Origin of the sequence: Nonomuraea sp. NPDC005650 (assembly GCF_040605375.1) — a bacterium.
Classification (GTDB): Bacteria; Actinomycetota; Actinomycetes; order Streptosporangiales; family Streptosporangiaceae; genus Nonomuraea.
The window spans coordinates 191,960-215,789 of record NZ_JBEXCR010000017.1; the positions used below are offsets into that span (position 1 = coordinate 191,960).

General features: G+C 71.6%; 26 protein-coding genes. 13 read left to right on the top strand and 13 right to left on the bottom strand.

Going from position 1 to position 23,830, the window contains the following annotated elements; all coding sequences use genetic code 11:
• The first annotated feature begins 2 nt into the window (after positions 1 to 2).
• Complete coding sequence (locus ABZS69_RS28995) at positions 3 to 215, top strand: hypothetical protein (RefSeq protein ID WP_355378078.1); 213 nt, start codon at positions 3 to 5, stop codon at positions 213 to 215.
• A gap of 20 nt (positions 216 to 235) precedes the next feature.
• Here the strand turns inward: ABZS69_RS28995 and ABZS69_RS29000 are convergent, their stop codons facing one another.
• The gene (locus ABZS69_RS29000; RefSeq protein ID WP_355378080.1) at positions 236 to 814 is read right to left on the bottom strand and encodes a Chromate resistance protein ChrB; all 579 of its coding nucleotides are present in this window, start codon (positions 812 to 814) and stop codon (positions 236 to 238) included.
• A 212-nt stretch (positions 815 to 1,026) separates the two neighbouring features.
• On the opposite strand from ABZS69_RS29000, the gene ABZS69_RS29005 reads away from it, so the two are divergent.
• The 7 genes from ABZS69_RS29005 to ABZS69_RS29035 are packed head-to-tail and all read left to right on the top strand — an operon-like array spanning position 1,027 to position 5,244.
• A complete protein-coding gene (locus tag ABZS69_RS29005) occupies positions 1,027 to 1,539 on the top strand; it encodes an Asp23/Gls24 family envelope stress response protein (protein ID WP_355378081.1) in 513 nt (170 codons plus the stop codon).
• A complete protein-coding gene (locus ABZS69_RS29010; protein WP_355378083.1) occupies positions 1,536 to 1,901 on the top strand; it encodes a hypothetical protein in 366 nt (121 codons plus the stop codon). Before ABZS69_RS29005 ends, ABZS69_RS29010 begins: the two co-directional genes overlap by 4 nt.
• Complete coding sequence (locus ABZS69_RS29015; protein ID WP_355378085.1) at positions 1,898 to 2,074, top strand: hypothetical protein; 177 nt, start codon at positions 1,898 to 1,900, stop codon at positions 2,072 to 2,074. The genes ABZS69_RS29010 and ABZS69_RS29015 overlap by 4 nt, the downstream gene beginning before the upstream one ends.
• Positions 2,071 to 2,439, top strand: a complete 369-nt coding sequence (locus ABZS69_RS29020) for an Asp23/Gls24 family envelope stress response protein (RefSeq protein ID WP_355378086.1) — start codon at positions 2,071 to 2,073, stop codon at positions 2,437 to 2,439. Before ABZS69_RS29015 ends, ABZS69_RS29020 begins: the two co-directional genes overlap by 4 nt.
• A complete protein-coding gene (locus tag ABZS69_RS29025; protein WP_355378087.1) occupies positions 2,436 to 3,074 on the top strand; it encodes a DUF6286 domain-containing protein in 639 nt (212 codons plus the stop codon). The genes ABZS69_RS29020 and ABZS69_RS29025 overlap by 4 nt, the downstream gene beginning before the upstream one ends.
• Complete coding sequence (locus ABZS69_RS29030) at positions 3,071 to 3,649, top strand: alkaline shock response membrane anchor protein AmaP (protein ID WP_355378089.1); 579 nt, start codon at positions 3,071 to 3,073, stop codon at positions 3,647 to 3,649. The genes ABZS69_RS29025 and ABZS69_RS29030 overlap by 4 nt, the downstream gene beginning before the upstream one ends.
• Positions 3,650 to 3,708: 59 nt before the next feature.
• A complete protein-coding gene (locus ABZS69_RS29035) occupies positions 3,709 to 5,244 on the top strand; it encodes an OmpA family protein (RefSeq protein ID WP_355378091.1) in 1,536 nt (511 codons plus the stop codon).
• 51 nt (positions 5,245 to 5,295) lie between these two features.
• On the opposite strand, the gene ABZS69_RS29040 is transcribed toward ABZS69_RS29035, so the two are convergent.
• Genes ABZS69_RS29040 through ABZS69_RS29050 form a run of 3 tightly spaced genes read right to left on the bottom strand, consistent with a single transcriptional unit; the run spans position 5,296 to position 7,330 of the window.
• Positions 5,296 to 6,102 (bottom strand): ABC transporter permease, encoded by an 807-nt coding sequence (locus tag ABZS69_RS29040; RefSeq protein WP_355378093.1) that lies wholly within the window; start codon positions 6,100 to 6,102, stop codon positions 5,296 to 5,298.
• Positions 6,099 to 6,980: an ATP-binding cassette domain-containing protein gene (locus ABZS69_RS29045; RefSeq protein ID WP_355378095.1), complete on the bottom strand. Its 882-nt coding sequence runs from the start codon at positions 6,978 to 6,980 to the stop codon at positions 6,099 to 6,101. The genes ABZS69_RS29040 and ABZS69_RS29045 overlap by 4 nt, the downstream gene beginning before the upstream one ends.
• Complete coding sequence (locus ABZS69_RS29050; protein WP_355378096.1) at positions 6,977 to 7,330, bottom strand: hypothetical protein; 354 nt, start codon at positions 7,328 to 7,330, stop codon at positions 6,977 to 6,979. Before ABZS69_RS29050 ends, ABZS69_RS29045 begins: the two co-directional genes overlap by 4 nt.
• Positions 7,331 to 7,387: 57 nt before the next feature.
• Between ABZS69_RS29050 and ABZS69_RS29055 the strand changes: the two genes are divergently transcribed.
• Genes ABZS69_RS29055 through ABZS69_RS29065 form a run of 3 tightly spaced genes read left to right on the top strand, consistent with a single transcriptional unit; the run spans position 7,388 to position 9,560 of the window.
• Positions 7,388 to 7,777, top strand: a complete 390-nt coding sequence (locus tag ABZS69_RS29055) for a GntR family transcriptional regulator (protein ID WP_355378097.1) — start codon at positions 7,388 to 7,390, stop codon at positions 7,775 to 7,777.
• On the top strand, positions 7,774 to 8,922 hold the full coding sequence (locus ABZS69_RS29060) for a hypothetical protein (RefSeq protein ID WP_355378099.1): 1,149 nt from the start codon (positions 7,774 to 7,776) through the stop codon (positions 8,920 to 8,922). Before ABZS69_RS29055 ends, ABZS69_RS29060 begins: the two co-directional genes overlap by 4 nt.
• Before the next feature lie 11 nt (positions 8,923 to 8,933).
• Positions 8,934 to 9,560 (top strand): hypothetical protein, encoded by a 627-nt coding sequence (locus tag ABZS69_RS29065; RefSeq protein ID WP_355378101.1) that lies wholly within the window; start codon positions 8,934 to 8,936, stop codon positions 9,558 to 9,560.
• 18 nt (positions 9,561 to 9,578) lie between these two features.
• On the opposite strand, the gene ABZS69_RS29070 is transcribed toward ABZS69_RS29065, so the two are convergent.
• From ABZS69_RS29070 to ABZS69_RS29100, 7 genes are read right to left on the bottom strand one after another with little or no spacing between them, the layout of a single operon-like run.
• A complete protein-coding gene (locus ABZS69_RS29070; protein WP_355378103.1) occupies positions 9,579 to 11,180 on the bottom strand; it encodes an FAD-dependent oxidoreductase in 1,602 nt (533 codons plus the stop codon).
• A gap of 21 nt (positions 11,181 to 11,201) precedes the next feature.
• Positions 11,202 to 12,227, bottom strand: a complete 1,026-nt coding sequence (locus ABZS69_RS29075; protein WP_355378104.1) for a LacI family DNA-binding transcriptional regulator — start codon at positions 12,225 to 12,227, stop codon at positions 11,202 to 11,204.
• Between the two features lie 25 nt (positions 12,228 to 12,252).
• The gene (locus ABZS69_RS29080) at positions 12,253 to 13,503 is read right to left on the bottom strand and encodes an enolase C-terminal domain-like protein (RefSeq protein WP_355378105.1); all 1,251 of its coding nucleotides are present in this window, start codon (positions 13,501 to 13,503) and stop codon (positions 12,253 to 12,255) included.
• Between the two features lie 5 nt (positions 13,504 to 13,508).
• Positions 13,509 to 14,354 carry an NAD(P)-dependent oxidoreductase gene (locus ABZS69_RS29085; RefSeq protein ID WP_355378107.1) on the bottom strand — a complete coding sequence of 282 codons (846 nt, stop codon included), beginning with the start codon at positions 14,352 to 14,354 and terminating at the stop codon, positions 13,509 to 13,511.
• A complete protein-coding gene (locus ABZS69_RS29090; RefSeq protein ID WP_355378108.1) occupies positions 14,351 to 15,163 on the bottom strand; it encodes a carbohydrate ABC transporter permease in 813 nt (270 codons plus the stop codon). Before ABZS69_RS29090 ends, ABZS69_RS29085 begins: the two co-directional genes overlap by 4 nt.
• Before the next feature lie 38 nt (positions 15,164 to 15,201).
• Entirely contained in the window at positions 15,202 to 16,068 is an 867-nt protein-coding gene (locus tag ABZS69_RS29095; RefSeq protein WP_355378110.1) for a sugar ABC transporter permease, read from the bottom strand.
• A complete protein-coding gene (locus ABZS69_RS29100; protein ID WP_355378112.1) occupies positions 16,065 to 17,429 on the bottom strand; it encodes an extracellular solute-binding protein in 1,365 nt (454 codons plus the stop codon). Before ABZS69_RS29100 ends, ABZS69_RS29095 begins: the two co-directional genes overlap by 4 nt.
• 172 nt (positions 17,430 to 17,601) lie before the next feature.
• Between ABZS69_RS29100 and ABZS69_RS29105 the strand changes: the two genes are divergently transcribed.
• Positions 17,602 to 19,890 carry a hypothetical protein gene (locus ABZS69_RS29105; protein ID WP_355378115.1) on the top strand — a complete coding sequence of 763 codons (2,289 nt, stop codon included), beginning with the start codon at positions 17,602 to 17,604 and terminating at the stop codon, positions 19,888 to 19,890.
• A gap of 122 nt (positions 19,891 to 20,012) precedes the next feature.
• Here ABZS69_RS29105 and ABZS69_RS29110 read toward each other — a convergent pair whose 3' ends face one another.
• Positions 20,013 to 21,221 (bottom strand): amidohydrolase family protein, encoded by a 1,209-nt coding sequence (locus ABZS69_RS29110; RefSeq protein ID WP_355378116.1) that lies wholly within the window; start codon positions 21,219 to 21,221, stop codon positions 20,013 to 20,015.
• 153 nt (positions 21,222 to 21,374) lie between these two features.
• On the opposite strand from ABZS69_RS29110, the gene ABZS69_RS29115 reads away from it, so the two are divergent.
• Positions 21,375 to 22,682 carry an MFS transporter gene (locus ABZS69_RS29115; protein WP_355378118.1) on the top strand — a complete coding sequence of 436 codons (1,308 nt, stop codon included), beginning with the start codon at positions 21,375 to 21,377 and terminating at the stop codon, positions 22,680 to 22,682.
• A 2-nt stretch (positions 22,683 to 22,684) separates the two neighbouring features.
• Here the strand turns inward: ABZS69_RS29115 and ABZS69_RS29120 are convergent, their stop codons facing one another.
• The gene (locus ABZS69_RS29120; RefSeq protein WP_355378119.1) at positions 22,685 to 23,806 is read right to left on the bottom strand and encodes a pyridoxal-phosphate dependent enzyme; all 1,122 of its coding nucleotides are present in this window, start codon (positions 23,804 to 23,806) and stop codon (positions 22,685 to 22,687) included.
• Positions 23,807 to 23,830: the final 24 nt, after the last annotated feature.

Consider the following 23,830-nt stretch of genomic DNA (forward strand, 5'->3'; position numbering starts at 1 on the left):
GCATGGGGTTCATCCGAGGGTTCGGACAGTTCTGGTACGACCTGATCGTCGGCGACGACTGGAAGATAGCCGTCGCCGTGGTCGTCACGCTGGCGCTGGGCACGGTGGCGCTGCTGGCGTTCGCGGTGCCGTCGACGGTGCTCACGCCGGTGCTCGGCGTCTGCCTGATGGCCGCCTTCGCCATCGCGCTGCGGATCGACGTCCGCGACCGGTAGCCGGGGTGGGCCGCCCGCGCTCACCCGGCGCCGTGCTGGAAGATCGCGTTGTCCTCGGCCTCATACACCGAGGCGGCGAACTCCTCCAGCGTCCGCGCGCAGTCGTCGAGCGCCTTGATCACCTCTTTGCGCCGCGGCGAGCCCAGGACGTCGCGGGTCTTGACCTTCTCGTACCAGCCCCTGAGCTTGGTGAGGTCCTCCTCGTTCTCCTCTAGCTCGCTGTACGTGAAGTGCTTGGCCCGCACCTCCTTGGCCACCTCTTCGTGGAAGTCGGCGCACTTGTCGAGGATCTCCTCGTACTCGTCGTCGCGGGCGGCGTTGTAGAGCGCTACCAGGTCGGACTCGCCGATGACCGACGAGGTGGTGACCAGGAACGCCTGCCCGGACATCGACTCGACGATCTCGCTGCGCAGCGCCCGCAGGGCCCGCTCGCTCTGCGGCGTGCGCGGCGCGGCGGCCGCGGAGTTCTGCAGGTAGACGGCGCCGAGGTTGCGCAGCTTGCGCCAGACCGCGGCCCGCAGCCTGGTCGGCTCGCTGGGCACCCGGTAGATCAGCATGAGCCAGGTGACAGCCTTGGCCTGCTCCTCCGTGCCCGGCACCGCGCCTCCTTCTCCGAACGGAACCACTCGATCGTATCCGTGCGCCTGGCCTCTTTCGCCGGGGACGCGATCCGGCGACATGCGGCCACCATCAACCGCCCATTAGTAAGTAATTGCCACAAATGCCCCCAAAGTCCTTTTTATGAGGCATCAGGTGCACATAGGCGGATATCAGTGCCTATTGAGGAGGACAACCAGGGAGGTGACGGGTCGTGTCAGACACAATGTCCAACCGAGCTGCGGAAACCGGTCAGGCCACGACCGTGCCGAGGGCCAGGACGTACGAGGGCGGACCGGGGACCGGGCTGGTCACCGAGAAGGGCACCACCAGGATCGAAGACGTCGTCGTCGCCAAGATCGCCGGGCTCGCCGCCCGCGAGATGTCCGGCGTCCACGCCATGGGCGGGGGTGCGGCGCGCGCGCTGGGCAGCGTACGCGGCATGGTCGGTGTCGACGAGAGCGTGACGCAGGGCGTGTCGGTGGAGGTGGGCGAGCGGCAGGCCGCCATCGACCTCGACCTGGTGGTGGAGTACGGCATGGCGATCCCGGACCTGGCGGGCGCGGTGCGCAAGAACGTCATCAACGCGGTCGAGCGGATGTGCGGGCTCGAGGTGACCGAGGTCAACATCCGCGTCGACGACGTCCATCTGCCCGAGCAGGACCGCGACCGAGACAGCGACAGGAGCCGCGGGCAGGACACCGAGACGGAGCCGCGGGTCCAATGACGGACACGGGCCCGGCCCCAAGGTCCGGCGCGGGCCCAGGAACCGGCACGGGCCCGGGAACCGGAACGCGCCCAGCCGAGGACGAGGCGCGGGCGATCGCCGAGCGGGCGCGATCGTGTGCCGGCGTGGCCGGGCTGTCCGGCGGCCGGTTCGGGACCGTGGCCACCTACCTGCCGGGCCGGCGGCTGACCGGCGTCTCCGTGAACGACCGCGCGGTCGAGATCGCCATCGTGGCCACGACGGCCCGCCCGCTCCCGCAGACCGCCGACGAAGTACGGCGAGCCGTGACGGACCTGGCCGGCGAGCGCCGGGTGGACGTGCGCATCGACGACATCGTGGACGACATCGTGGAGGGACCATGAACAACCAGTGGCTACCGGTGATCGGGATGACCGTCGGCATCGTTCTCGGGATCGTCGGGGCGTTCGGCGGGCTGGTGGCGTTCCTGATCGTGCTGGTGCTCGGCGCCGTCGGCTACCTCGTCGGCCGGATCGCCGAGACCGGCGAGGTGAACCTGTCCGTGAGGCGAAAGTGATCGCAGGCACCGCCACAGGCACCGCCACCGTGCCCGGGCAGCGGCTCACGCCCCCGCCGCCCGAGGTGCGCGGGCGCACGCGGATCGCGGGCCGGGTGGTCGCCAAGATCGCCTGCCTCGCCGCCGAGGAGGTTCCCGAGGTGCTGCGGGTGCGTCCCACAGGCACGTCGCGCTCGCCGGGCGCCGAGGTCCGCGGCGAGCAGGCCATGGTTCACCTGGACGTGAACGTCGCCTACCCGTCACCGCTGCGCGCCGTGGGGGCGCGGCTCAGGCAGCACGTGATCGCTCGCGTCGCCGCCCAGACCGGCCTGAACGTCACCCGTCTGGACGTGACCATCACCGACTTCGGCGGTGACCTGCCGTGACCGGGCGAACACCGGAGCAAGAGCACGGCGCCATCCCACCCGGGGGCGGCCCCGGAGACGCCTACCAGGCGAAGCGCGCCAGGGCCGCCGATCGGGCGGCCAGGCGGGCGTTCCGCCCGTCCAGGAGGGCTCCGGCCATCGTGGTGGCCCTGCTGCTCACCCTTCTGGGCCTGCTCGTGGCCGCCGAGACCGTCTCCGCGCTGCTCGGCGCTCCGCTGCGCCTGGTGCCCTATGACCGGATGCTCGGCTGGGCGCTGTCCACACCGTGGTCGAACCCGCTGTTCGTGGTGGCCTCGATGGTCGTGGCCCTGCTCGGGCTGGCGCTGCTGATCCTCGCTCTGGTGCCGGGACGGCCGCGCATGATGCCGGTACGCAGCGGCGACCCCGACGTGATCATCGGACTGCGCCCCAAGAGCTTCACCAGGGCCCTGGCACACGCGGCCGAGGAGGTGCCGGGCGTGCACTCGGCCCACGCCAGGCTTCGGGGCTGGACCGTCGCCGTCACGCCCGCCACGTCGGGGTGGGACAAGGAGAGGTTCACCCAGGAGGTGCGCGCCGCCGTGCTCACCAGGCTGGCGGGACTGGACCTCGTGGAGCCGTACCGGGTGACCGTGGACGTCAAGGAGCGCAAGTGAGCAGGAAGGCCAGCCGGGGCAACCGATGGGGACTCGCGCTGGTCGGGACGGTGCTGGTCGTCCTGGGCGGGCTCGCGGCGGCCCGCGGGCTGGGCGGCTTCGGATCCGCGCGGACTCCGATCGTGGACGGCGGCGTGCAGGGGTTCTTCGCCCGCAACAGCCCGGCGATCTGGTGGGCCGTGGCAATCGTGTCGATCGTGGTGGCGCTGCTGGCGTTGCGCTGGCTTCTGGCACAGGGCCGCAGGGAGATCACGCACCGCCCGATCCGGCTGGAGAGGTCGCCGACCGGCTTCTCCGAAGTGTCCGCGGACGGGATGGCGCACGCGGTCGCCGCCGACGTGGCGTCGAGCCCGGCCGTGCTCAGCGCCGACGCGGGCTTGACCGGCTCGCATCACCGCCCTGAAGTGCGGCTACGCGTGGTCGCCGACGAGAGGGCGCCTATGGGAGAGCTCAGCCGGCACCTGTCCACGATCGCGCTGCCGCACATGCGCGACACTCTGCAGCTTGATCAGGTCCAGGCGGTGGCCCGGGTCAGCCTGGAGCCGCCGCCCGCCCCGCACCGGATGGTGCACTGACGAGAGGGCCTTTTCTGCCAATTACGCGCTCTTGATCCGAATACGGCAGTATCTCTCCAATGGGTTCCCGGATCGCCGTCCCCTTGCTCGCTCTGTTCACCGCCTCGGCCTGCGCCGTGTCCCCCGAGGCCGCGCCACGCACGTCCGCCTCCCCCGCCCCGCCTCCCTCGGCCACCGCGAGCGGCACCGCGCAGGACACCCGTCCGGCGCTGGCGCAGACCTCCAGCACGATGACCGAGAACCTCAAAGTCGAGGTGGTCGGGCTCGACCGGGTCAAAGGCAAGCACCTGATCGCCCAGGTCAGGCTGACGAACACGGGCAGCGAGAAGAAGCTGTCGTGGACCGGCGAGATGGGCGACAACACCCGCCCGCTCGGCCGGATCCGATGGGCGTCCGGCATCGGGGTGCTGGACGCGCAGGCGCGTGCCTGGATCCTGCCGTACCAGCCGGCCGGCTTCCCGTGTCTGTGCAGCGACCAGGACCGTGACGGCCTCGGCTACTTCATCGACCCGGGCGAGTCCATCAGCCTGTACGCGGTCATGCCCGCCCCCACCGGCAATCCCTCCGCCACCACGGTCGTCACCCCGGTGGGGCCGCCGATGGTGAACGTCCCGATCAGCGACGACCCGCCGGTCACGCCGCCCGGGATGACGATCCCCGATCCGGACGCCGAGCCCGTCATCACCGTCACCCGCCGCATCGTGACCCCGTCCGAGTCGCTCGACAGGTCGGAGGAGACGGCGGACGACGGCACGGATCTCCAGGTGAACCTCTCCTCCGACGTGCTGTTCGCGGTCGACAAGGCCACGCTCACGCCCAAGGCCAAGGCGGTCCTGGCCCGCACCGCGAAGCTCATCGACGCCTCGCCGGGCGAGACCGTACGGGTGGAGGGGCATGCGGACTCCTCCGGCACCGACGCCATCAACGACCCCCTGTCCGGCCGCCGCGCCCAGGCCGTGCGTCAGGTGCTGTCCACGGCGGTCACGCGGCAGGGCGTGGGATTCCAGGCCAAGGGATACGGCTCACGCCGCCCGCTGTACGGCAACGACACCGACGAGGGCAAACGCCGCAACCGCCGCGTGACGGTGACGTTCGCCAAGCCCCGCCCGGCCACGACCGCCACGCCGACCACGACCGCCGCGACCGCCGCTCCCGGCACGACGGGCCTGACGGGCACGGGCAAGGCGGACGGCCAGCCGATTGCCATGGAGATCACCGGCCTGCGCCGGCTGGCGGGCGGCCTCGGGCTGCTGACGTACCGGATCACGAACCGGGGCGCGGAAGAAGCCTGGTTCAACGAGCTCCACCAGGCGCGGGACTGGATGTCGTTCAAGTACCGGGCCGCCTTCAACCTCACGCTGACCGACGTACAGGCCCGCCGCCAGTACCTGCCCGCCCGCCTCCAAGTGGCCGACGACGACGGCGTCGACTCCTACTGCGCCTGCACCGACGTGTCCGGCGTTCGCCTGAGCACCACGAAGTTCGCCCCCGGGCAGCAACGCGAGTTCTGGAGCCTGTTCGCGCTGCCCGAGACCGCCGGCACGCTGAACGTCAAGATCGCCCGCTTCGCCGATCTCCAGGTCCCGATTTCGTAGGGGGTTTCCGCCGCACGACCGCGTTCATGCGCGCCGCCCGCGACGAGACCCTTACATGATGTCCCGCCGCAACGGGGCCGCGACGGCGACGGCGGCCGCGATCAGGGCGTAGCAGACCAGTACGGCACCACCTGCCGGCGCGGACAGCAGCCGGGCCGCGGAGGTACCGGTCTGACCGGCGACGGCGTCCGCCAGATAGGTGAAGCCGGTCAGTGCGGCGGTGGCGCCGCCCGGGAGGTAGGGATAGAGCACCTTGACTCCCGGGATGAGCATCAGCACGGTCTCGATCAGGTAGAAGTAGGCGCCGACGGCGACGAGGGCGGTCACCTGGTTGCGCAGGAGAGCGCCCACGGCGACGCCCAGCAGGGTGTAGACGGCCATGGTCAGCGCGATGCGGGCCAGCAGGGCCGCGACCGTGCCGGCCGGGAGACCGAGCGTGATGCCCTTGAGCATGGCCACGCCGGAGAGGGCGCCGCCGGCCACGGTCGCGGCGAGCGCGCCGTAGGCGAGCCCGGCCCCGGTGTAGACCGCCAGCTTGGCCGCCAGCCAGGTCCAGCGTCTGGGGGCGAACAACGTCGTCGTGGTGATGGTCCGATGCCGGTACTCCGAGGACACGGCGACGGTGCCGAGCAGAGCGGGGGCGAAGACGGTGAAGCCGAGCAGGCCCAGCAGCACGTGGGTGCCTTGGGCGGTGTTCAGCCCGGGCAGCGGAGGGGTGAAGTTCTCCGGCCCGACGAGCGCGAGCAGGCCGACGAGCGCTCCGCTGCCCAGCGCGGCCGGCAGGCCCCAGAGCCAGAGCCTGGTGCCGGTCAGGCGCGTCCATTCCGCGGCGAGCAGCGCGGCCGGGAACGCGGTCATCGGGAACCTCCGGTGAGATGCAGGAATGCCTGCTCAAGGGTGGGGCGTTCGGGGGTGATCTCGTGCAGCGCGACGCCGTGGGAGGCGGCCGCGGTAGCGACCTCCGCGGTGCTCAGGCCGTGAATACGCAGGAGGTCCGGTTGCGGATGTTCTGCCCGGATCCCGCGCTCCAGCAGCCTGGCCGCTAGCAGCTCCGCCTGCGGAGAGCGGACCAGCACGGTGGGTGTGCCGTACAGGCCGGCGATGGGTCCGGTGGTGACCAGCCGCCCGTCACGGATCACCACCACGTGGTCGGCCATGTGCTCGATCTCGCCGAGCACATGGCTGGAGATGAGGACGGTCCGGCCGTCGGCGGCCAGCTCGCGGACGAAGTGCCGCAGCCAGGCGATGCCTTCGGGGTCCAGACCGTTGCCCGGCTCGTCCAGCAGCAGCACCTGGGGGTCGCCGAGCAGCGCGGTGGCCAGGCTGAGGCGTTGCCGCATGCCGGTGGACAGGGTGCGCGTGGGACGGCCGGCGAAGGCCGACACCCCGGTCAGGTCCGTGACCCGCTCGACCCGGGCCGGGCCGCACCGGCCCATGCGGGCGTAGACCCGCAGGTGGTCGCGGGCGGTGTGGGCAGGGTGGAAGCCGGCGCCGTCCAGCACGGCTCCGACGGTGGCCGACGGGTGGGGCAGGTCGGCGTAGCGCCGGCCGCCGAACGTGGCGGTGCCGGAGGTCGGGGCGACCAGGCCCAGCATCATCCGCATGGTGGTGGTCTTGCCGGCGCCGTTCGGCCCCAGGAATCCGGTCACCATGCCCGCTCCGGCCTCGAAGCCGAGGTCGGTGACGGCGTTGATCGGCCCGAACGCCTTGGTCAGGCCGCGCACCTCGATGTTCATGCCGGCACCGCGATCAGCCGCCGCCGGAGCCGTTCGGCGCCCGGAACGCTGAGGATCAGCTCGTCGTAGTCCGACACCCGGCTCTTCAGGACGATCCGCAGGCCGGCCTCCCGCCGGGCGGCGACCAGCCGCTTGACGCCGGCCGGCGACGTCCAGGCGCCGACCTTGATGACGCCGGAGACGAGCAGGCCGTAGTGCGTGCCCGTGGCGGCCGCGAGCGGCCGGTCGAGCAGGTGCACCTCGGCGATCTCCGTCAGCGGCACGCTCACAGCGCCGGTCCTGGTGAACAGCCGCGTCCACGGGGCGAAGCCGACGGACAACGTCTCCTGGTGGATCTCTATCTGCAACACGATGTGTCCTCCCAGCTCTATCTGTTCTATTAGTTGTATATCAGATAGAGTAAAGGTGTGCAGCTGACCCTTGACCTCGACAGCGAGGTCCCGATCTACCAGCAGATCCGGGACCGGATCGTGGAGGCGATCGCCAGACGGCAGGCCCGCGAAGGCGACCCGCTACCCTCCACCCGGCAACTCGCCGCGGATTTCGGCATCAACTTCCACACCGTGAACAAGGCCTACGACCTGCTGCGACAGCAGGGCGTGATCCGGATCAACCGCAAGAGCGGCGCGGTCGTACGGCGCGATGCCGCCACCGGCCCGCCCGAGGCGCCCTTCATCGACGACTGGGAGGAACGCATGCGCGTGCTGCTGGCCGAAGCCACCGTTCACGGCATGGACCGGCAGGACGTGCTGCGCCGGTGCGAGGCTCTTCTGACCGGCTTCGAGGAGACCTCATGATCCCGCTCCTCGCCGCCGGCCCGATCGTCATCGCCCTGGTCACGTCCCTCATGCTGACGCTGCCGGCGCTGGCCAGGCCCACCCTGCCGTTCGGGGTGCGCGTGAACGCGCAGCGGGTGGGCGATCCTGCCGTAGTCGCCGCACGGCGCTTCCACGCTCGCCTGACCGTCGTGGCGGCCGCGCTCGCCGCGGCGATCTCGATCCCGGTGCTGCTGGTCACGGGATCCGCCGTCACGATCGCCCTCACCGCGACGGCGGTGCTGGTCGCGGACCTGCTGGTGTTCTACCGCGCTCATCACATGGTCCGCACCGCCAAGCTCGCCGGCGGGTGGGCGGCCGAGCGACGTCAGGGCGTCACCGTGGACACCGCCTTCCGCACCGACCCGGTGCGCGTGCCGTGGTCGTGGGGCCTGCCCGCCCTGGCCGTGCTGCTGCTCACCGCTGGTGTCGGCTGGGCACGCTACGGCGGGCTGCCCGCCACGCTGCCGCTGCTTCTCGGGTACGGCACGGCCTCCTCGCAGCGTGAGCCCACGACCGTGCTGAGCGCGTTCCAGCCGGTGATCTACCAGATCGCCGTCGCCCTGATCGTCCTCGCCGTGGTTCTGGCCGTGCTGCGCGCCCGCCCCGACCTCGATGCCGCCAGGCCCAAGGGCTCGGCCCGCCGCTACCGCGTCTACCTGCGCGGCGTCGCGGCGATGTCGCTGCTGTCAGCGGCCTGCCTGAACCTGAGCCTGCTTTTCGCGGCTCTGCGGTTGTGGGAGCTCGTCACCCCCGCGATCGGCTGGCAGGTGGCCGGCTACGCCCCGCTCGTCGTGCTGCTGGGCGGCTGGGTGTGGTGGGAGATCAAGGCGGGCCAGGCCGGGCACCGGCTGCCCGCTCTGCCGGGCGAGGAACTGGAGGACTCCGGGGTCGGCCAGCGCGACGACGACCGCCACTGGTTCCTCGCCGGCGCCGTCTACGTCAACCGCCGCGACCCGGCCCTGCTCGTGCACGCCCGTCTCGGCTCCTCCTCGTGGACACTCAACCTCGGCCATCCGATCGCCTGGCTCCTGCTCGGTGTCCTCGCCGTCGCCCTGACCGTGTTCGCGGGTTCGGCGCTGGCGGGCGTCGTCGATCTGCCTGAGAAGCACAGCCTCTTTCCATAGAGTCGGTGCGCATGGGAGTGGACATACACGGGGTCATCGAGTGCCGGCCGCGGGGAGAGCGGAATCCGCCATGGCACGTGACCCTGGAGCTGCACGAAGTCCGTCACGGGCGAGGTGACCGGCTCTCCTGGGACTGTCTCTTCGGCTACCCCAGCGCAGAGGACATCGTGCCGCTGTTCGGCCAACGGGGCCTGCCCGCCGATGCCACCTCGGACCTCCGGTCGGCGGCCGAGGACCCCACTGCCGGGCACAGCCATTCGTATGCCACGTGGGCCGAGCTCGCCGCGGTCGACTGGGACGAGCCCTGTATGGAGGACGGCCGGCCCGCCCGCCTGCACCTGGAGCGGTTGCGCAGGCGGGCGGACGGCACGCTGGAGCCTGACGGGTTCGTGTGGCCACCGGCAGGCCTTCAGGACGCCGCGGCGGACCTCCTCGGCGCGGACTGCGAAGACCATTGGAACTGGCCGGAGGGTGCCGAGGTCGAGCTGGACGAGTACGTCTACCGGCGCGTCGTCTTCACCCGGCGCCGGCTCGTCTTCGAGGATTCACGAAAATGGGAGCCGGTCTTCTCGGCGATGCGCGCCTTGGCCGGGTCGCACGGCGAGGACAACGTCCGCCTGATCGTCTACTTCTGTTAGGGCCGCCGGGGTCGAGGATCAGTAGCCCGCCGGTGCCGGCCAGTGGCGTTCGACTCCGATCCTGTCCAGCTCCGCGGTGAACTCCTCCAGCAAGGTCTCCTTCTCCCTGACCTCCTGCGGTTCCACCCCCCGGCGCAGGCAGTACGCGGCCAACTGGCCCGCGACTTCCCCCACGTTCCATTCCACCGGATGCAGGCGAAAGCACCCGTTCGAGATGTGCGTGGTGCCGACGTTCTTACCCGCGGGCAGCAGGTTGCGCATCCTGACAGGCAGCAACGCGCCGAGCGGGATCTCGAAGGGCACGCTGGCGATGTCGATGTAGTTGTCCCCGCCGGTCGACGGGTGCAGGTCGATGCGGTACGCGCCGACTCCGACGGAGTCATGGTGCCGCAGCGTGCCGCGGGAACCGAGGATGGCCCTGGAGACGTGGTGCTCGGTGACGGTGGTGACCGCGCGGATGCGCCTCGACTCCCTGACATAGGCGGACTTCGCCAGCCCGTCGGCGGTGCCGACCACGTCGTGGCGGAGCCGGAGCCCGGGGAAACCGGTGCCGCCGTCCGGGCGGGGCGCCTCGGTCTGGAGCCAGTACAGCAACGACAGCGACAGTTGCCTGGCCTCCCTGTGCGCCAGCGCCGCCGTCTCGGCATCCACCTCGATGATCGGGCGCAGCCAGTAGTCGTTCAGCGGCCAGTTGACCAACGTGATGTCGGAGGCGGCGAAGCCGGGCTCGAACAGGCCGCGGGCGAGGATCCTGCGGAACATCCACAGGTCCTTGTCCCCTGATTGGGCGCTCTGGTCGGCCAGCACCCCGCGGGGGTCACCGGACGGGTTGGGGTCGAACCAGCGGGCCTCGGGCTCCAGGGTGCGCGGGTCCGGCGCGCTGAAGCCGAGCAGCGGCCCTGGCCAGAACTCGGGCCGGTAGTCGCGCCAGAATCCGTAGTCCGAAGGCCGGTCGATGACGTGGTTCTCACCGTCGTGGTGGGAGACGGCGAAGCAGTAGGTGATGCCCTGCATGTTCAGCGGCTGGTGCTCGTCCGGCGCGTGCGGCTCGTCGTGCTCGCTTCGGGCCTCCGCGCCCGTGACGTACTCCGTCTTCGCCAGCGGCAGCAACTCGCCGGTCTCCGTCGCGTCGAGGACGTAGGCGGCGGCGATGGTGTGCGAGTCGCCGGAGCGCAGGTCCAGCAGCGTGACGGCTCTGACGCGGTCGCGGTCCACCTCGACCTCGACGGGGCGGTGTTCGAGGAGGACGCGCAGGCGTCCGGCGGCCACGTGGGGAGCCAGCATGGCCTGCAGGATCGCCAGGGAGACGCGTGGTTCGTGGCACAACTTGCTGACATATCCGGCGCCGGGGTTGAGCTCGCGCCAGCGCTGCGCGCCGCCGGTCATGGGGTACCAGCGCCGGTAGTAGTCGCGGATGGAGCCGCGTACGTCACGATAAGTCGCGGTGGCTCCGTAGCTCTCGATCCACGGGTGCTCGTCAGGGGGTACGGCCTGCGCGGTGAGCTGGCCGCCGATCCAGTCCGTCTCCTCGGTGAGGACGACGTCGTGGCCCGCGCGGCAGGCGGCCAGGGCTGCGGCGACGCCGCCGAGCCCACCGCCGACGATGAGGATGTCGGTCATGGGTGCTGCCTTTCGGGAGGGCTAGCGGGGAGGTGCCGCGGTCTCGCCCGGCACCAGCTCGCAGGTCATGAGCTGGTGCCTGGGGACCGTACGGTCTCCCGCGATGAGTTTCGTGAGCAGCCGGACGGCCGCGGCCCCCATCTCGCGACGGGGTACGGCGAAGCCGGTGAGCCCTGCCGCGCGCTCGCGGGGGTCGCCGAGCGTGGCCAGGGAGAGGTCGTCGGGGAAGCGGAGACCCGCGCGCTCGGCAGCCGCCAGGAGGGCGCGGTGGGCGGCGTCGGTGTCGGTGGCCTCGGTGACCATCGCGGTGACGCCCTGGTCGTGCCAGGCGCGCAGCCGGTCGGGGGTCAGGTCGGCGCCGTCGGTGCGCACCACCTCGGCCGCCAGCCCGCACTCGTCCATGCCGCTTCTGAAGCCCGCCTCCCTGTCGACGGAGGTGATCGCCTCGTCGTCCTCGCGCACGTACAGGATGCGCTCGTGGCCCAGCCCCGCCAGGTGCCGCACCACGGAGGCGCCGGCGGAGACGTAGTCTGCGCCGATGTAGGGCAGGCGGTCGCCGAATTCGTCGTGCCGCCCTATGTAGACGACGGGCAGATCGGTGGCCAGCAGGCGGTCCATCTCCGGCACGGGCAGGTGCCTGCCCAGGAACAGGCAGCCGTCGGCCAGCCGTACCCGGTTGAGCACCTGGGCGTGCGGGCGCTCGCCCGTGACGCTGGAGGCGATGAACATCAGCAGGTCGTAGCCCTGCGCCGCCGACTCCTCCTCGATGCCCACCAGGAACGGGTAGTAGGCGTGGGACATCTCGGTGGGGAAGGTCGCGGTGAAGGTGTAGAGGCCGAGCAGGTTGTTCTGCCCGGCCGCCAGGCGGGTGGCGATCGGGTCGGGCACGTACCCGAGTTGCTCGGCGGCCGCCATGACCTTGCGCTGGGTCTCCTCGGCGATGCCCATGGCCGCGGCGCCGCCGCCGAGGATCAGGGACACGGTCGGCTGTGAGACGCCGGCCAGCCGGGCGATGTCCGCCTGACGAGGGCGACCGCTCGGTCTCATGACATTCCCCCCAAGAAGTAGTAGATCACGGAGCCTCGATCCCGCCGTCGGGCCTGCGCACCTGCGCCGCCCATCGCTCGTGCAGGTGCGTTTCCGGCTGGTAGCGCCTGGCGGCGTTCTCATCGAGGTCGATGCCCCAGCCGGGCCGGTCGGAAGGGGTGATGTAGCCGTTCACCGTCCGCAACGTTCCCGGGAACACCTCGTGCACGGTCTCCGGGTAGACGTGCGCCTCCTGGATCCCGAACGCGGGGCTGGTGACGTCGAGCGTGACGTTGGCCGCCGCGCCGACCGGCGAAACGTCCGGCGGCCCGTGCCAGGCCGTCCGCACCCCGGTGAGCTCGCACAGCGCGGCGAGCTTGCGCACGGGCGTCAGCCCGCCGACGGCCGATACGTGCAGGCGCAGGTAGTCGACGCCACCGGAGGTGATGAGCCGCGCCGCGTCGGTCACCGAGGAGACCAGCTCGCCGGAGGCGATCGGCATCGGCGCCGCCGCCCGCACCTCGGGCAGCCGGTCGAAGTGCTCGGGTGCGAGAGGGTCCTCCAGGAAGAACAGCCGGTACGGCTCCAGCGACCGCGCGAGCACCACGGCCTCCTTCGGCGTGAGCCGGTTGTGCGCGTCGTGCAGCAGGCCGAGTTCTTCCCCGAGGACCTCGCGGGCGCGTTCGAACAGCTTCGGCGTGCTCCGCAGGTAGTGGCCGACGTCCCAGCCGTCAGGGTGGGGGCTGTCCGGATAGCCGCCGGGCGTGCCGACGCCGCCGTACGTGCCGAGCCCCGGCCCGCCCGCCTGCAGCCGCACGTAGCGGTAACCCTGCTCGGTGAGCGCGGCGGCCCGCTCGATCGACTCCTCGACCCCGCCGCCGCGGGCCCCGGTGTAGACGGCGGCAGCCGCCCTGACCCGCCCGCCCAGCAGCTCGTACACCGGCACGCCGAAACGTTTGCCGGCGATGTCCCACAACGCCTGGTCGATGCCGGACAGCGCGTTGTTGTGCACGGGACCGCCTCGCCAGTACGAGGAGTAGTGCAGCATCCGGCCGATGTCCTCGATGTCGGCGGGATGCCGGCCGATGACCATGGGAGCGAGGTGCCGCTCGATCGCGGCGACCACGGCGTGGAAGCGCTGGGTGAAGGTGGCGCAGCCCAGGCCGTACAGCCCGGGTTCTGAGGTGTCGATCCGCACCACGACGAGCGGGACCCCGCCTGGGGCGGTGACGATCGTGCGCACGCCGGTGATGCGCAGCCCGTCCCTGGCCTGCCACGGCGCCTGCGTCTCCGGCATGATCATTATTGTCGCTCCTCTGGGAACCGATACCGAGCAGTGAATCCGAGCAGTCGCCTGGCCGGCTCGAGATCGATGGCCACGGTCCTGCCGGGCGACGCCGTACGGCGTGGCACGCCGGGGTGGTGCGCCGCCAGCAACTCCTCGGTGGGGGTCGCCACGAGTGTCTCGGGCGCGGCCACGAAGATGACCGGCGCGCCGTGCAGCGGGGCCGTCAGCCCGAGCAGGCAGGCACGCGCGGCGTCGCGCAGGTCGAGGTAGCTCCACACCTCCGCGGCCCCGGCCGCGGGATCCCCGGCCAGGCGCTCCGCGCGGGCGGCCAGCCGGGCCTGGTCGCCGAGGAAGGGGAGGCGCAGCGCGGCGACGGTCATGCCGTGCCGCCGGTGCATCATCGCCGCCGTGGCCTCGTCCACCTGCTTGGACAGCGCGTACGGGTCCTCGACCTGCAACGGCATGTGCTCGTCCAGCGGCAGGTACGGCGGGCGCGGGCGCGACCTGGCGAAGGGCAGGCCGGTGACCGACAGGCTGCCGGCGATCACGGCCCGCCGTACCCCCTGCTCCCCCGCCTCGTTCAGCACGACGAACGTCGCCTGCGTGTTGGCCGAGAACACCACCTCGGGCGCCGCCACCTCGGGCGAGGCCAGCGCCGCCGTGTGAACGACGGCGTCGGCCCCTTCGAGGGCCGCGCGGACGGCGGCCGGGTCGCGGGCGTCGCCCACGACGACCCGCTCCGCCGCCAGCGGGCCGGGATCCCGCTCGACGAGCGCGGTCACGGCGATGTCCCGCGACGCGAGCTCCGCCAGTACGGCGGAGCCGAGCCGGCCTGCCGCACCGGTGACCAGGACCCTCATCCCTTCAGCCCCGTGAAGGCGATGCCCCGGATGATCTGCCGCTGGAACAGCAGGAACACCAGGACCGGCGGGATGATCGCGATCAGCATCCCGGCGATGAGCAGGGCCTGGTCCGAGGTGTCCGCCAGCCGGGGCAGGGCCACCGCCAGCGGCTGGCTCTCGGTGTCGGTGATGGCGATCATGGGCCAGAGGAAGTCCTTCCACGCGTTCATGACAGCCAGCAGTGATACCACGGCCAGGATCGGACGCGACATGGGCAGCACCACCCGGGTGAAGATCCGCCACGGCCCGGCGCCGTCGAGGCGCGCCGCCTCGAACAGCTCCTTGGGGATGCCGTCGAAGAACTGCTTGACCAGCAGGACATTGAAGGCGTGCGCCCCGGCGGGCAACCACACCGACAGCGGGGTGTTGGCGATGGACAGGTCCAGGACGGTCAGGTACAGCGAGACCATCGAGACCGTGCCGGGCAGGAACAGCGTCGCCAGGACCGCGCCGTAGACGTACTTCCCGTAGGAGGGCCGCAGGACCGACAGCGCGTAGGCGCCTGTCGTCGCGACGAACAGCTGCGTGAACCAGGAGCCGCCGACGAGCACGACGGTGTTCGTCAGGTAGTGGCCGACCTCCAGGGTCGTCCACGCCTCCGTCAGGTTCGACCATCGCACGTCCGCCGGCCACAGGGCCAGCGGACTGCGCAGCGACTCCTGGGTAGAGGAGATCGCGCCCTTGAAGATCCAGTAGATCGGCCCGGCGCCCTCCAGGACCAGGGCCACGATGAGCAGCACCTGGGTGGTGCCCAGCCCGAGGCGCATCCCGCGCCCACGCCTTTCGGTGTCGGAGATCACTCCCCTCACTTCGTCCCCCAAGTTCTGGTGAGCCGCAGGTACACCGCGGACAGCACCGCCAGCACCACGGCCAGGCTCACGCTCAACGCCGCCGCCGTGCCGTAGTCGCCGTTGACGAACGCGTACCGGTAGATCAGCAGCAGCACCGTGACCGTCGAGTCCTCCGGCCCGCCGTCGGTCAGCACGAACGGCTCGGTGAACACCTGGAAGGTGTTGATCACCTGGAGCAGCAGCATGATCAGCAGGATGGGCCGCAGTTGCGGCAGCGTCACGTGCCACAACCTGCGCCACACCGACGCCCCGTCCAGCTCGGCCGCCTCGTACAGCTCGGTGGGAACGCTGGACAGCGCGGCCAGGTAGATGAGCACGACGCCGCCCGCGCCCGCCCAGGTCGCCTCCAGGATCAGGCTCGGCATCGCCATGCCCGTGGACTGCAACCAGGGGTACGGTCCCAGCCCGACCAACCCGAGCAGCTGGTTGAACAGGCCGGAGTCCGGCTCGTAGAACCACTTCCACATCAGCACGGCCACCACCGGCGGCACCACCACCGGCAGGTAGACCAGCACCCGCATCAGCCCGGAGCCGCGCCGCAGCTCCGACATCACCACCGCCAGGAAGATCGGCAGCGGAAAACCGATCAGCAGGGCCAGGCCGGTGAACAGCAGCGTGTTGCGCACCGCCGTGCCCAGCAGGGGGTCGGCGAGCAGGGTGCGGAAGTTGTCCAGGCCCGCGAAGGTCGCCGCCTCGACCAGGTTGGTCTGCTGGAAGCCGAGCACCACGCTGCGGATGATCGGCCACCACGAGAACAGGCCGAAGACCAGCACCGTCGGGATGAGGAACAGCGCGGCCGCGGCGCCCTTGCCCCGGGTCACTGTGCTTTCTCGAGCAGCGGCGCGACGCGCGCCGCCGCCTTGGTCAGCTCGTCGCGCGGGTCGGCGTTCTTGCGGGTCAGAACGGCCTGCACGGCGGTGTCGAGCGCGCCGTACAGGTCCTGGGCGGCGACGGGAGGCTCGACGACGTACTCCAGCTTGTCGGTTTCCTTCACGTAGGGCGCGAAGTTCGACACCGGGATGTTGGTGTGCTTGGCGATCGCGGCGTTCACCGGGCCTGACACCGACGTGCCGTAGAACGGCAGCGTGGGCAGGCCGACGGCCAGCTTGTCCGCGGCGTTGGCCACGGCCAGTTGCTCGGCGGCCGCCGGGTCGTAGTTGGGCTTGAGGTAGTAGAAGTCGATCCACTTCACCGCGGCGGCTCGCTGCGCGGCTGTGGCCTTGGCGTTGACGGCCGCCACCAGCCCGCCCAGCAGTGTCGCCTTGCCGCTCCCCTGCTGCGGCAGCGCCGCGATGCCGAAGTCGTCCGGCTTGCCGGAGTAGAGGGTGGTGTAGCGGTTGTAGCTGTTCACGGTGCCGATCATCATGCCGATCTTGCCGGCGGCGAAGTCGCGCTCCGCGTCCTGCTGGGTGCGCAGTTGGTTGGCGCCCATGGAGTCGTCCTGCCAGCGCATCGCGGACAGGTGCCGCAGCGCCTGCTCCGCCGGGCCGTCCAGGAGCGAGGGGACGTACCTGTCGCCCTCCTGCTTCTCCATCCGGCCGCCGAAGGAGTAGGTCATCGCGGTCAGGATCCAGCCGCCGGTGTTCTTGACCGTCATCTGCGTGTACCCGGCCGCCCCCGTCCCGGCGATCTTCTTGGCCGCCGCCCTGACCTCGTCCCAGGTGGCGGGTGGCCGGTCCGGGTCGAGGCCCGCCTTCGTGAACAGGGCGCGGTTGTAGACCAGGCCCAGCGCGTACTCGGTGACGGGCAGGCCGTAAACCTTGCCGTCGGCGCCGGTCGCGGGGGCCAGCGCGCGGGGGTCGAAGTCTCCCGCGTGCGGCAGGCTCTTGATCTCGGTGCTGAGGTCGGCGACCTGGCGCCGGGCGATGAGCCCCGGAGGCTCGGTGAGCGGCACGGTCAGCACCGTCTCCGCGTTGCCACCGGCCAGCCTGGTCGCGAACGTCCTGGCGTCCCACTGCGTGTCGGTCGGCTTGATCTCGATGGTGGGGTTGGCCTTCTCGAACGCGGCGACCGCGTCGAGGAACTGGGCGCGGGTCTTCGCGGCGGTCGTGGGAGGCATGCCCGCCACGGTGATCACGGTCTTGCCCGGGTCCCCACCCGACGAGCCGGACGCGCAGCCCGCCGTCGCGGCGGCGAGCACGAGCGCCCCCGCCATCCACCTTCTGGAGGCTGGCACATCCATGGCTACTCCTCTGGGTCAATGCGAATTAGGAGGCATCTAATCCGTATTAGGAAACCGTGTCAAGGCGTTACCGGCGGATTACCTGATGCGCACAGGTCACCCTTGACACTCCCGTTCCAGCCGGAGTACACATCTCCCTAATCCGCATTAGGTCGACAGGGAAGAGCTCTTCATGTCTGACATCCCCCGACGCCGCTTCCTCGGCGGAGCCGTAGCGGCCGGACTCGCAGGGGCCTTGGTTCCCGCGGCACAGGCCCAGGCCGACACCCCTTCGATCTCCGCCGACGGCATCACGCTGACCGCCGGCACCGACGGCGGCATCACCGTCCGCGACGGCGGCGGCGTGGAACGGGTCAGGCTCACCGGGTTCATGGCCAAGGACTCCGTGACCGGCATCCAGCGCACCACCGGCGGAACGCCGTCGCTCGTCACACTCCAGGACGGCACGCAGGCCATCCAGGTCGACTACACGCTCCCCGGCGCGGCCGGGGGCATCACCGTCCGCGGCGTCTTCCGCGTCGCGCCACACCGCGCCAAGCTTCGCTGGGAGGTCGGCGGCTCGACCACGCTGATCCCGGCCGGCTTCATGCTCGGCCGTACCGTCGTCTCGCCCTCGGCGCCCGAGTCCTTCGCCGCGCTGACCGCGTGGAACCGCGACGCCGGCGGCGGAGTGCCGTACGAAAGCAACGCCGGTGTCGTCTACCAGGAGACCTGGGCCGACACCCGCGCCTACTTCCGGCTGGCCACCACCACCCCCGCCTGGACCAACGCCACCTGGATCCACGCCCCGGGCACGGGAACCGCGAGCGCGGCCGTGACGGAGGCCGACCTGGTGCTCGGCTCGATGCGGCCCGCCGCGGGCGGCACCATGGGCGCGGGCCTGCCCCTCGGCGTGGAGGTCTGGACCGACCAGCCCTTCTCCCTCTGGGACGCCGGCGGCCGGCCCATGGCCCTGCACGCGGAGGTCGCCAACGGGGGGAACGCCGCCCGCAGCGTGAAGCTGTCGTGGTGGGCCCGCGACTTCGACGGCAAGACGCTGGCCAGCGGCAGCGTGACCGGCACGGTCGCGGCGGGAGCCGCGTGGAGACAGACCTTCACCGTCACCTCGCCACCCCGCGGGATCGTGTTCACCGAGGTGCGCGCCACCGCGGGCACCGACAGCGCGTTCGCCCGCACCAACCTCGCCGTCCTGCCACCGCACACCTACCAGGCCGGCGCCGACAGCATGTTCGGCATCGCCAACTACCCATGGCTGCTCCAGCCCGACGCCGCCGCCGTCGTGGGACTGATGAAACGCCTGGGCATCCAGCGCGTCCGCATCTCCTACGACGGCGGGCCGGGCCTCCCGCCCGCCGCCCTCGACGCGGCGGGGATCGCCCACAACATCGAGCTCGCCGGGATCCCCCTGGGCGGAACGGCCGCCGAGGTCGCCGCCTGGGCCGACACGAACACGCAGAAGGCGATCAACTCGGGAGCCGGCTACTTCGAGGTCGCCAACGAGGTGAACAAGCCATGGATGAGCGGCGAGACCGCCGCCGCCTACGTGCGGGACGGATTACGCCCGGTACGCGACCGGCTGACCGCCGCCGGAGCGCCCACCAAGGTGCTCAACGCCGGCCTGGCCGGCATGGACCACGTCTGGACCAAGAACTTCCACGACGCCGGCGGCTGGGACCTCATCGACGGGTTCGCCTTCCACCCGGGCAGGGGCAACTTCACGCCGGACTACGCGCCGCCTCCTGAGGAGTGGACGCAGGGCGCCAACGGCTCCTACTGGAACTTCCTCGGCGGCCTGCGCAAGGCCCGCGAGACGATCGCGGAGTACGGGCACAAGGAGTTGTGGCTGACCGAGGCCTACGCCTGCACGAAGCCGAACAGCTGGTGGCACGACACCTACCGGCAGGCCGCGGAGAACGTCCTGCTCACCCTGGCGCTGGCCAAGGCCGAGGGGGTGCGCTGCGTGAACTGGTACCAGCTGCACGACAGCGTCCTCGGCAAGCCGCAGATGGCCGACCCGGCCAACTCCGAGTACCACTACGGGCTCATGAACCGCGACACCAGCGCCAAGCCGTCCATGCTCGCCTACGCCACGGCCGCGCAGGTGCTGGACCGGGCGACGTTCGTGCGCTGGTTGAAGCCGGCCGACCCCGACCTGAAGGGACTGCTGTTCAGCACGCCGGAGGGACCCGTCTCGATCCTGTGGAGCAGGAAGGACGGGTACCTGCTCAACACCGACCACGCGGCGGGATCCACGTGGTTCGCCGCGCCGGAGCCGTGGGTGGACGGCTGGCCGACCAAGACGGAGCTGAAGGTGGCCGCCGCCGGGAGCTCGGTGCGGGAGCTCGACTGCCTGGGCAGGGAACGGCTGCTCACCGCCCGCGACGGCAAGGTCAAGATCCGGCTGGACGGCGCCCCGCGCATCTACTACGGCCTGACCTCGACTCCTGAGCAACTGTCCTGAGCCCTGCGGCCCGCGGTTGTCCTGATGCAGCTTGAGCGCGCGCTCGGCGGTCGCCCGGCAGGGGCGATCGTCGGCGTTCGGACGTCCACGGACAGCTTCACCAGGGCGGCCTCGGCGCGGGTTCAGGGACGGTGGTGGATCACCTTGCCGTCCTGCATGACGAAGCGGACCCGCCGCAACGCCTCGATGTCGCGCAGGGGATCCCCTTCGACCGCCACCAGGTCGGCCCGCTTGCCGGGTTCGACGCTGCCCACCTCGTCCGCCATCCCCAGCACCGTCGCCCCGTTGAGGGTGAGCGCGCGCAGCGCGTCGGCCGCCGGCATGCCGTCGCGGACCATCGTGATCGGCTCGTCGGCGTTGTCGCCGTGGCTGCGCATCGGCGGGCCGTAGTAGTCGGACCCCGTGGCGATCGTCAAGCCGGCCTCCCTGGCCAGCTTGAGCGAGGCCGACATGGCTCCCACGACCTCCCGCTGCTTGCGTACGCGCCATTCCGGCAGCCCGTGACCCCCGTCGGACGTGCGCTCGAAGAAGGTCTTCAACGCGAACGTCGGCACGTAGAAGGTGCCCCGCTCGCGCATCGCGGCGACGCACTCCTCGTCGAGGTGGTAGCCGTGCTCGATCGAGTCCACGCCCGCGAGCACCGCCGCCCTGACGCCCGCCGTGCCCTGCGCGTGCGAGGCCACGCGGCGGCCGAGCCGGTGGGCCTCGTCGCAGATGGCGGCGATCTCCTCGGGGGTGAAGTGCGCGTCCTGCGGGTGGTCCCGCTCGGAGCCGACCCCGCCGGTGGTGCAGATCTTGATGAAGTCGGCGCCCGCGCGTACGGCCTGGCGGACGGCCTGCCGGCACTCCCAGGGCCCGTCGGCGATCAGCGCGTCCGGCTGGCGGCGTACCTCCTCCAGGGGCAGGTGGTGGGTGTCGGCGTGGCCGCCGGTCTGGCAGATCGCGGGCCCCGCCGCGAAGATCCGCGGGCCGGGGATCGTCCCGTCCGCCACCAGGGGCCTGAGCCTGAGCGCGATGGCGCCGCCGCAGTCGCGCACGGTGGTGAACCCGGCCGCGAGCAGCGTCTCGCAGTCCTTGGCCGCGCGCACGGCCAGCGTCTCGCGGTCGGGCAGGCGCCCCTCGTCGTAGGAGCGCAACCCGGTCAGGTGCAGGTGCACGTCGAAGAACCCGGGCAGCAGGGACACGTCGCCGAGGTCCAGCGCCGAGTCGCCCTCGAGGCCGGGGCCGACGGCCACGATCGTGCCGTCCCGCACCGCCACGTCGGCGCCCTCGCGCATGACTCCGGCCACGACATCCAGAACGCGGGCCGCTCGCAACACAGTGATGGTCATGGTGCCGATGGTGCGATCGGGCGTACCTGTGCCGCCTCCTCCTAGTGGCCGCGAAGAGCGGCCGGTCGGCCACTTCCGCCCAGCCGGGTGATCCCTACGATCGCAACACCTAGTTCGCTGTAACGGCTGATTCATCTCCTGTTTGGAGTCGATGTGGCCCCACCCCCTTCCGTCACCCGCCGGCGTGCCCTGCTCGCCGAGCTCGATCCGCGTACCATCAGCGGACCCCGGGTCCCCCTGCTCGTCTTCTGCCTGACCTCGCTGCTGGCGGGGTGGGACGACAAGGCGCTCCAGCTCGCGCTCCCCGAGATCCAGGACGACCTGGGCCTCTCGCTGACCGCGGTGGGAACCATCGCCTCCGTCACCATGGTCGTGACGACCGTGGCCGGGCTGCCGCTCGGCTACCTCGTGGACCGGATGCGCAACCGCGTCAGGCTCATCCAGTACGGCGAGGTCGCCGCGAACCTGGGCGACTTCATCCAGGCGCTGGCCCCCAACGGCGCCACCCTGCTCGCCGGGCGTGCCCTCGGCTCCGTCGCCAGAGTGCCCGACGGCGTGGCCCAGCTCCCGCTGCTCGCCGACTACTACTCGCCCGCGTCGCGAGGGCGGGTCATCGCGCTGCTGAAGGCCGCCGCCACCGTGGGCGGCCTCATCGGCGCGCCGGTCGCGGGACTGCTGGTCACCGCGTACGGCTGGCGGCACGCCACGCTCATGCTGGCGGTCCTGGCCACGGCCGTGGCCTGCACCACGTTCCTGCTGAAGGAGCCGGTGAAGGGCGGCACCGACAGAGCGGCGGCGGGGCTGCGGGCCCCGGCGGAGCCGCCGCCCCCGCCGCGCTTCTGGGAGGGCGTCCGCGCGGCGTGGGCGATCAGGACGCTCAGGCTGCAGGCCATCAGCGGCTTCGTCTACAGCCTGATCGGCGGCCCGCTCACCATGACGGTCGCGCTGATGGCGGCGCGGGACTACGCCCTCACCCCCTTCCAGCGCTCGATGATGATGGAGGCCCAGCTGGTCGCGGGCCTGGTCGCCGTGCTCGTGGCGGGCCTGCTCAACGACCGGCTCGTGGCGCGCAGGCCGTCGGGGCTGGCGCTCGTCCAGGGCGTGGGCACGCTCGCGATCGCCGTCCTGGTGCTCGCGGTCGGGCTGGTGCCCGGGCTGACGGTGTTCGTCGCGGCCAACGTGGTGTTCTCGGTGATCGTGGCGATGCAGACGCCCACCTACCTGGCGATGATGGCCCACGTGCTGCCCGCCAGGCACCGCGGGGTCGGGTTCCAGCTCGCGGTGCCGTTCCAGCTGCTGGGCAGCGTCCTCGGTCCGCTGCTGCTCGCGCTGACCGAGGGGATGGGCCTGCGGTACGTCCTGCTGTCGACGGTGCCGTTCGTGGTGGCGGCCGCCCTGGTGCAGCTGGCCGCCACGCGCTCGGTGGCCGGGGACATCGACGCGGCCAGGAGGGCGGCGTGAGCTCAGCGCTCCGGCGGCGCCGCCTTCAGCCCCGAGCCGCACAGCGGCGCGACCACGACCCCGCCCTCGACCAGCGGGGATCCCACGGCCTCCAGCCGGCGGGCGGCGGCGTACGCGACGGCGCCCGTGGGCTCCACCCAGAACCCCTGGGCCGCCAGGCGGGCGTGTGCCTCGACGATGTCCTGCTCGCTCACCGTCATGACCGTGCCGCCGCTGTCGCGCACGGCCCGGAGCAGCTGCCCGCCCCTGGCGGGGGCCGCGATGGCGATGCCCTCGGCGAGCGTGGCGGCCGGCGGCACGGCGGGGACCTCGGCCAGGCCCTCGCCGAAGGCCGCGGCGACCGGCGCGCAGCGCTCGGCCTGGACGGCGACGATGCGCGGCAGGCGCTCGATGAGCCCGGCCGCGAGCAGCGCCGCGAAGCCCCGGTACGCGCCGAGCACCAGCGTCCCGTTGCCCGCGGGCACCACGACGGTGTCCGGGGCCGCCCCGCCCAGCTGCTCGAACAGCTCCAGGGCGTAGGTCTTGGTCCCTTCGAGGAAGTACGGGTTGTGCACATGGCTGGCGTAGAACAGGCCCGCCCGCTCCACCCGCTCGGCCGCGGCGGCCGCGGTGTCCTCCCTGGAGCCGTCCACCAGCGTGATCTGCGCGCCGTGGCCCCGGATCTGGCGGACCTTCTTCTCGCTGGTGCCCCCGGGGACGAAGATCTCCGCGGCCAAACCGGCGCGAGCGGCGTAGGCGGCCACCGCGGTGCCGGCGTTCCCGCTGCTGTCGGCCACCACGCGAGTCGCGCCCAGCGCCTTGGCCAGCGCCACCAGCACCACCGCGCCCCGGTCCTTGAAGGAACCGGTGACCGAGGCGTACTCCACCTTCAGCCGCAGCCGGGGACCCGCCTCGACGAGCGGGGTGAGCCCCTCGCCGAGGGAGATCGCGGGCCAGGGCAGCGCCCCCGCGCCCGCGATGCTCCCGGCATGGCGCCACATCGAGTGGATCTCCTGCCGGGGCGGCCAGGCGGCCGCGGTGATCGGCAGGTCGAGTGGCCCGCCGCAGTCGCAGCGCCAGCGGCCGGCGCTCAGGACGTGGGTGCGGCCGCAACGGCACAGGTAGTCGGGGAATCCGGCTTCCATGTCACCTTCTCTCTCGAATGAACT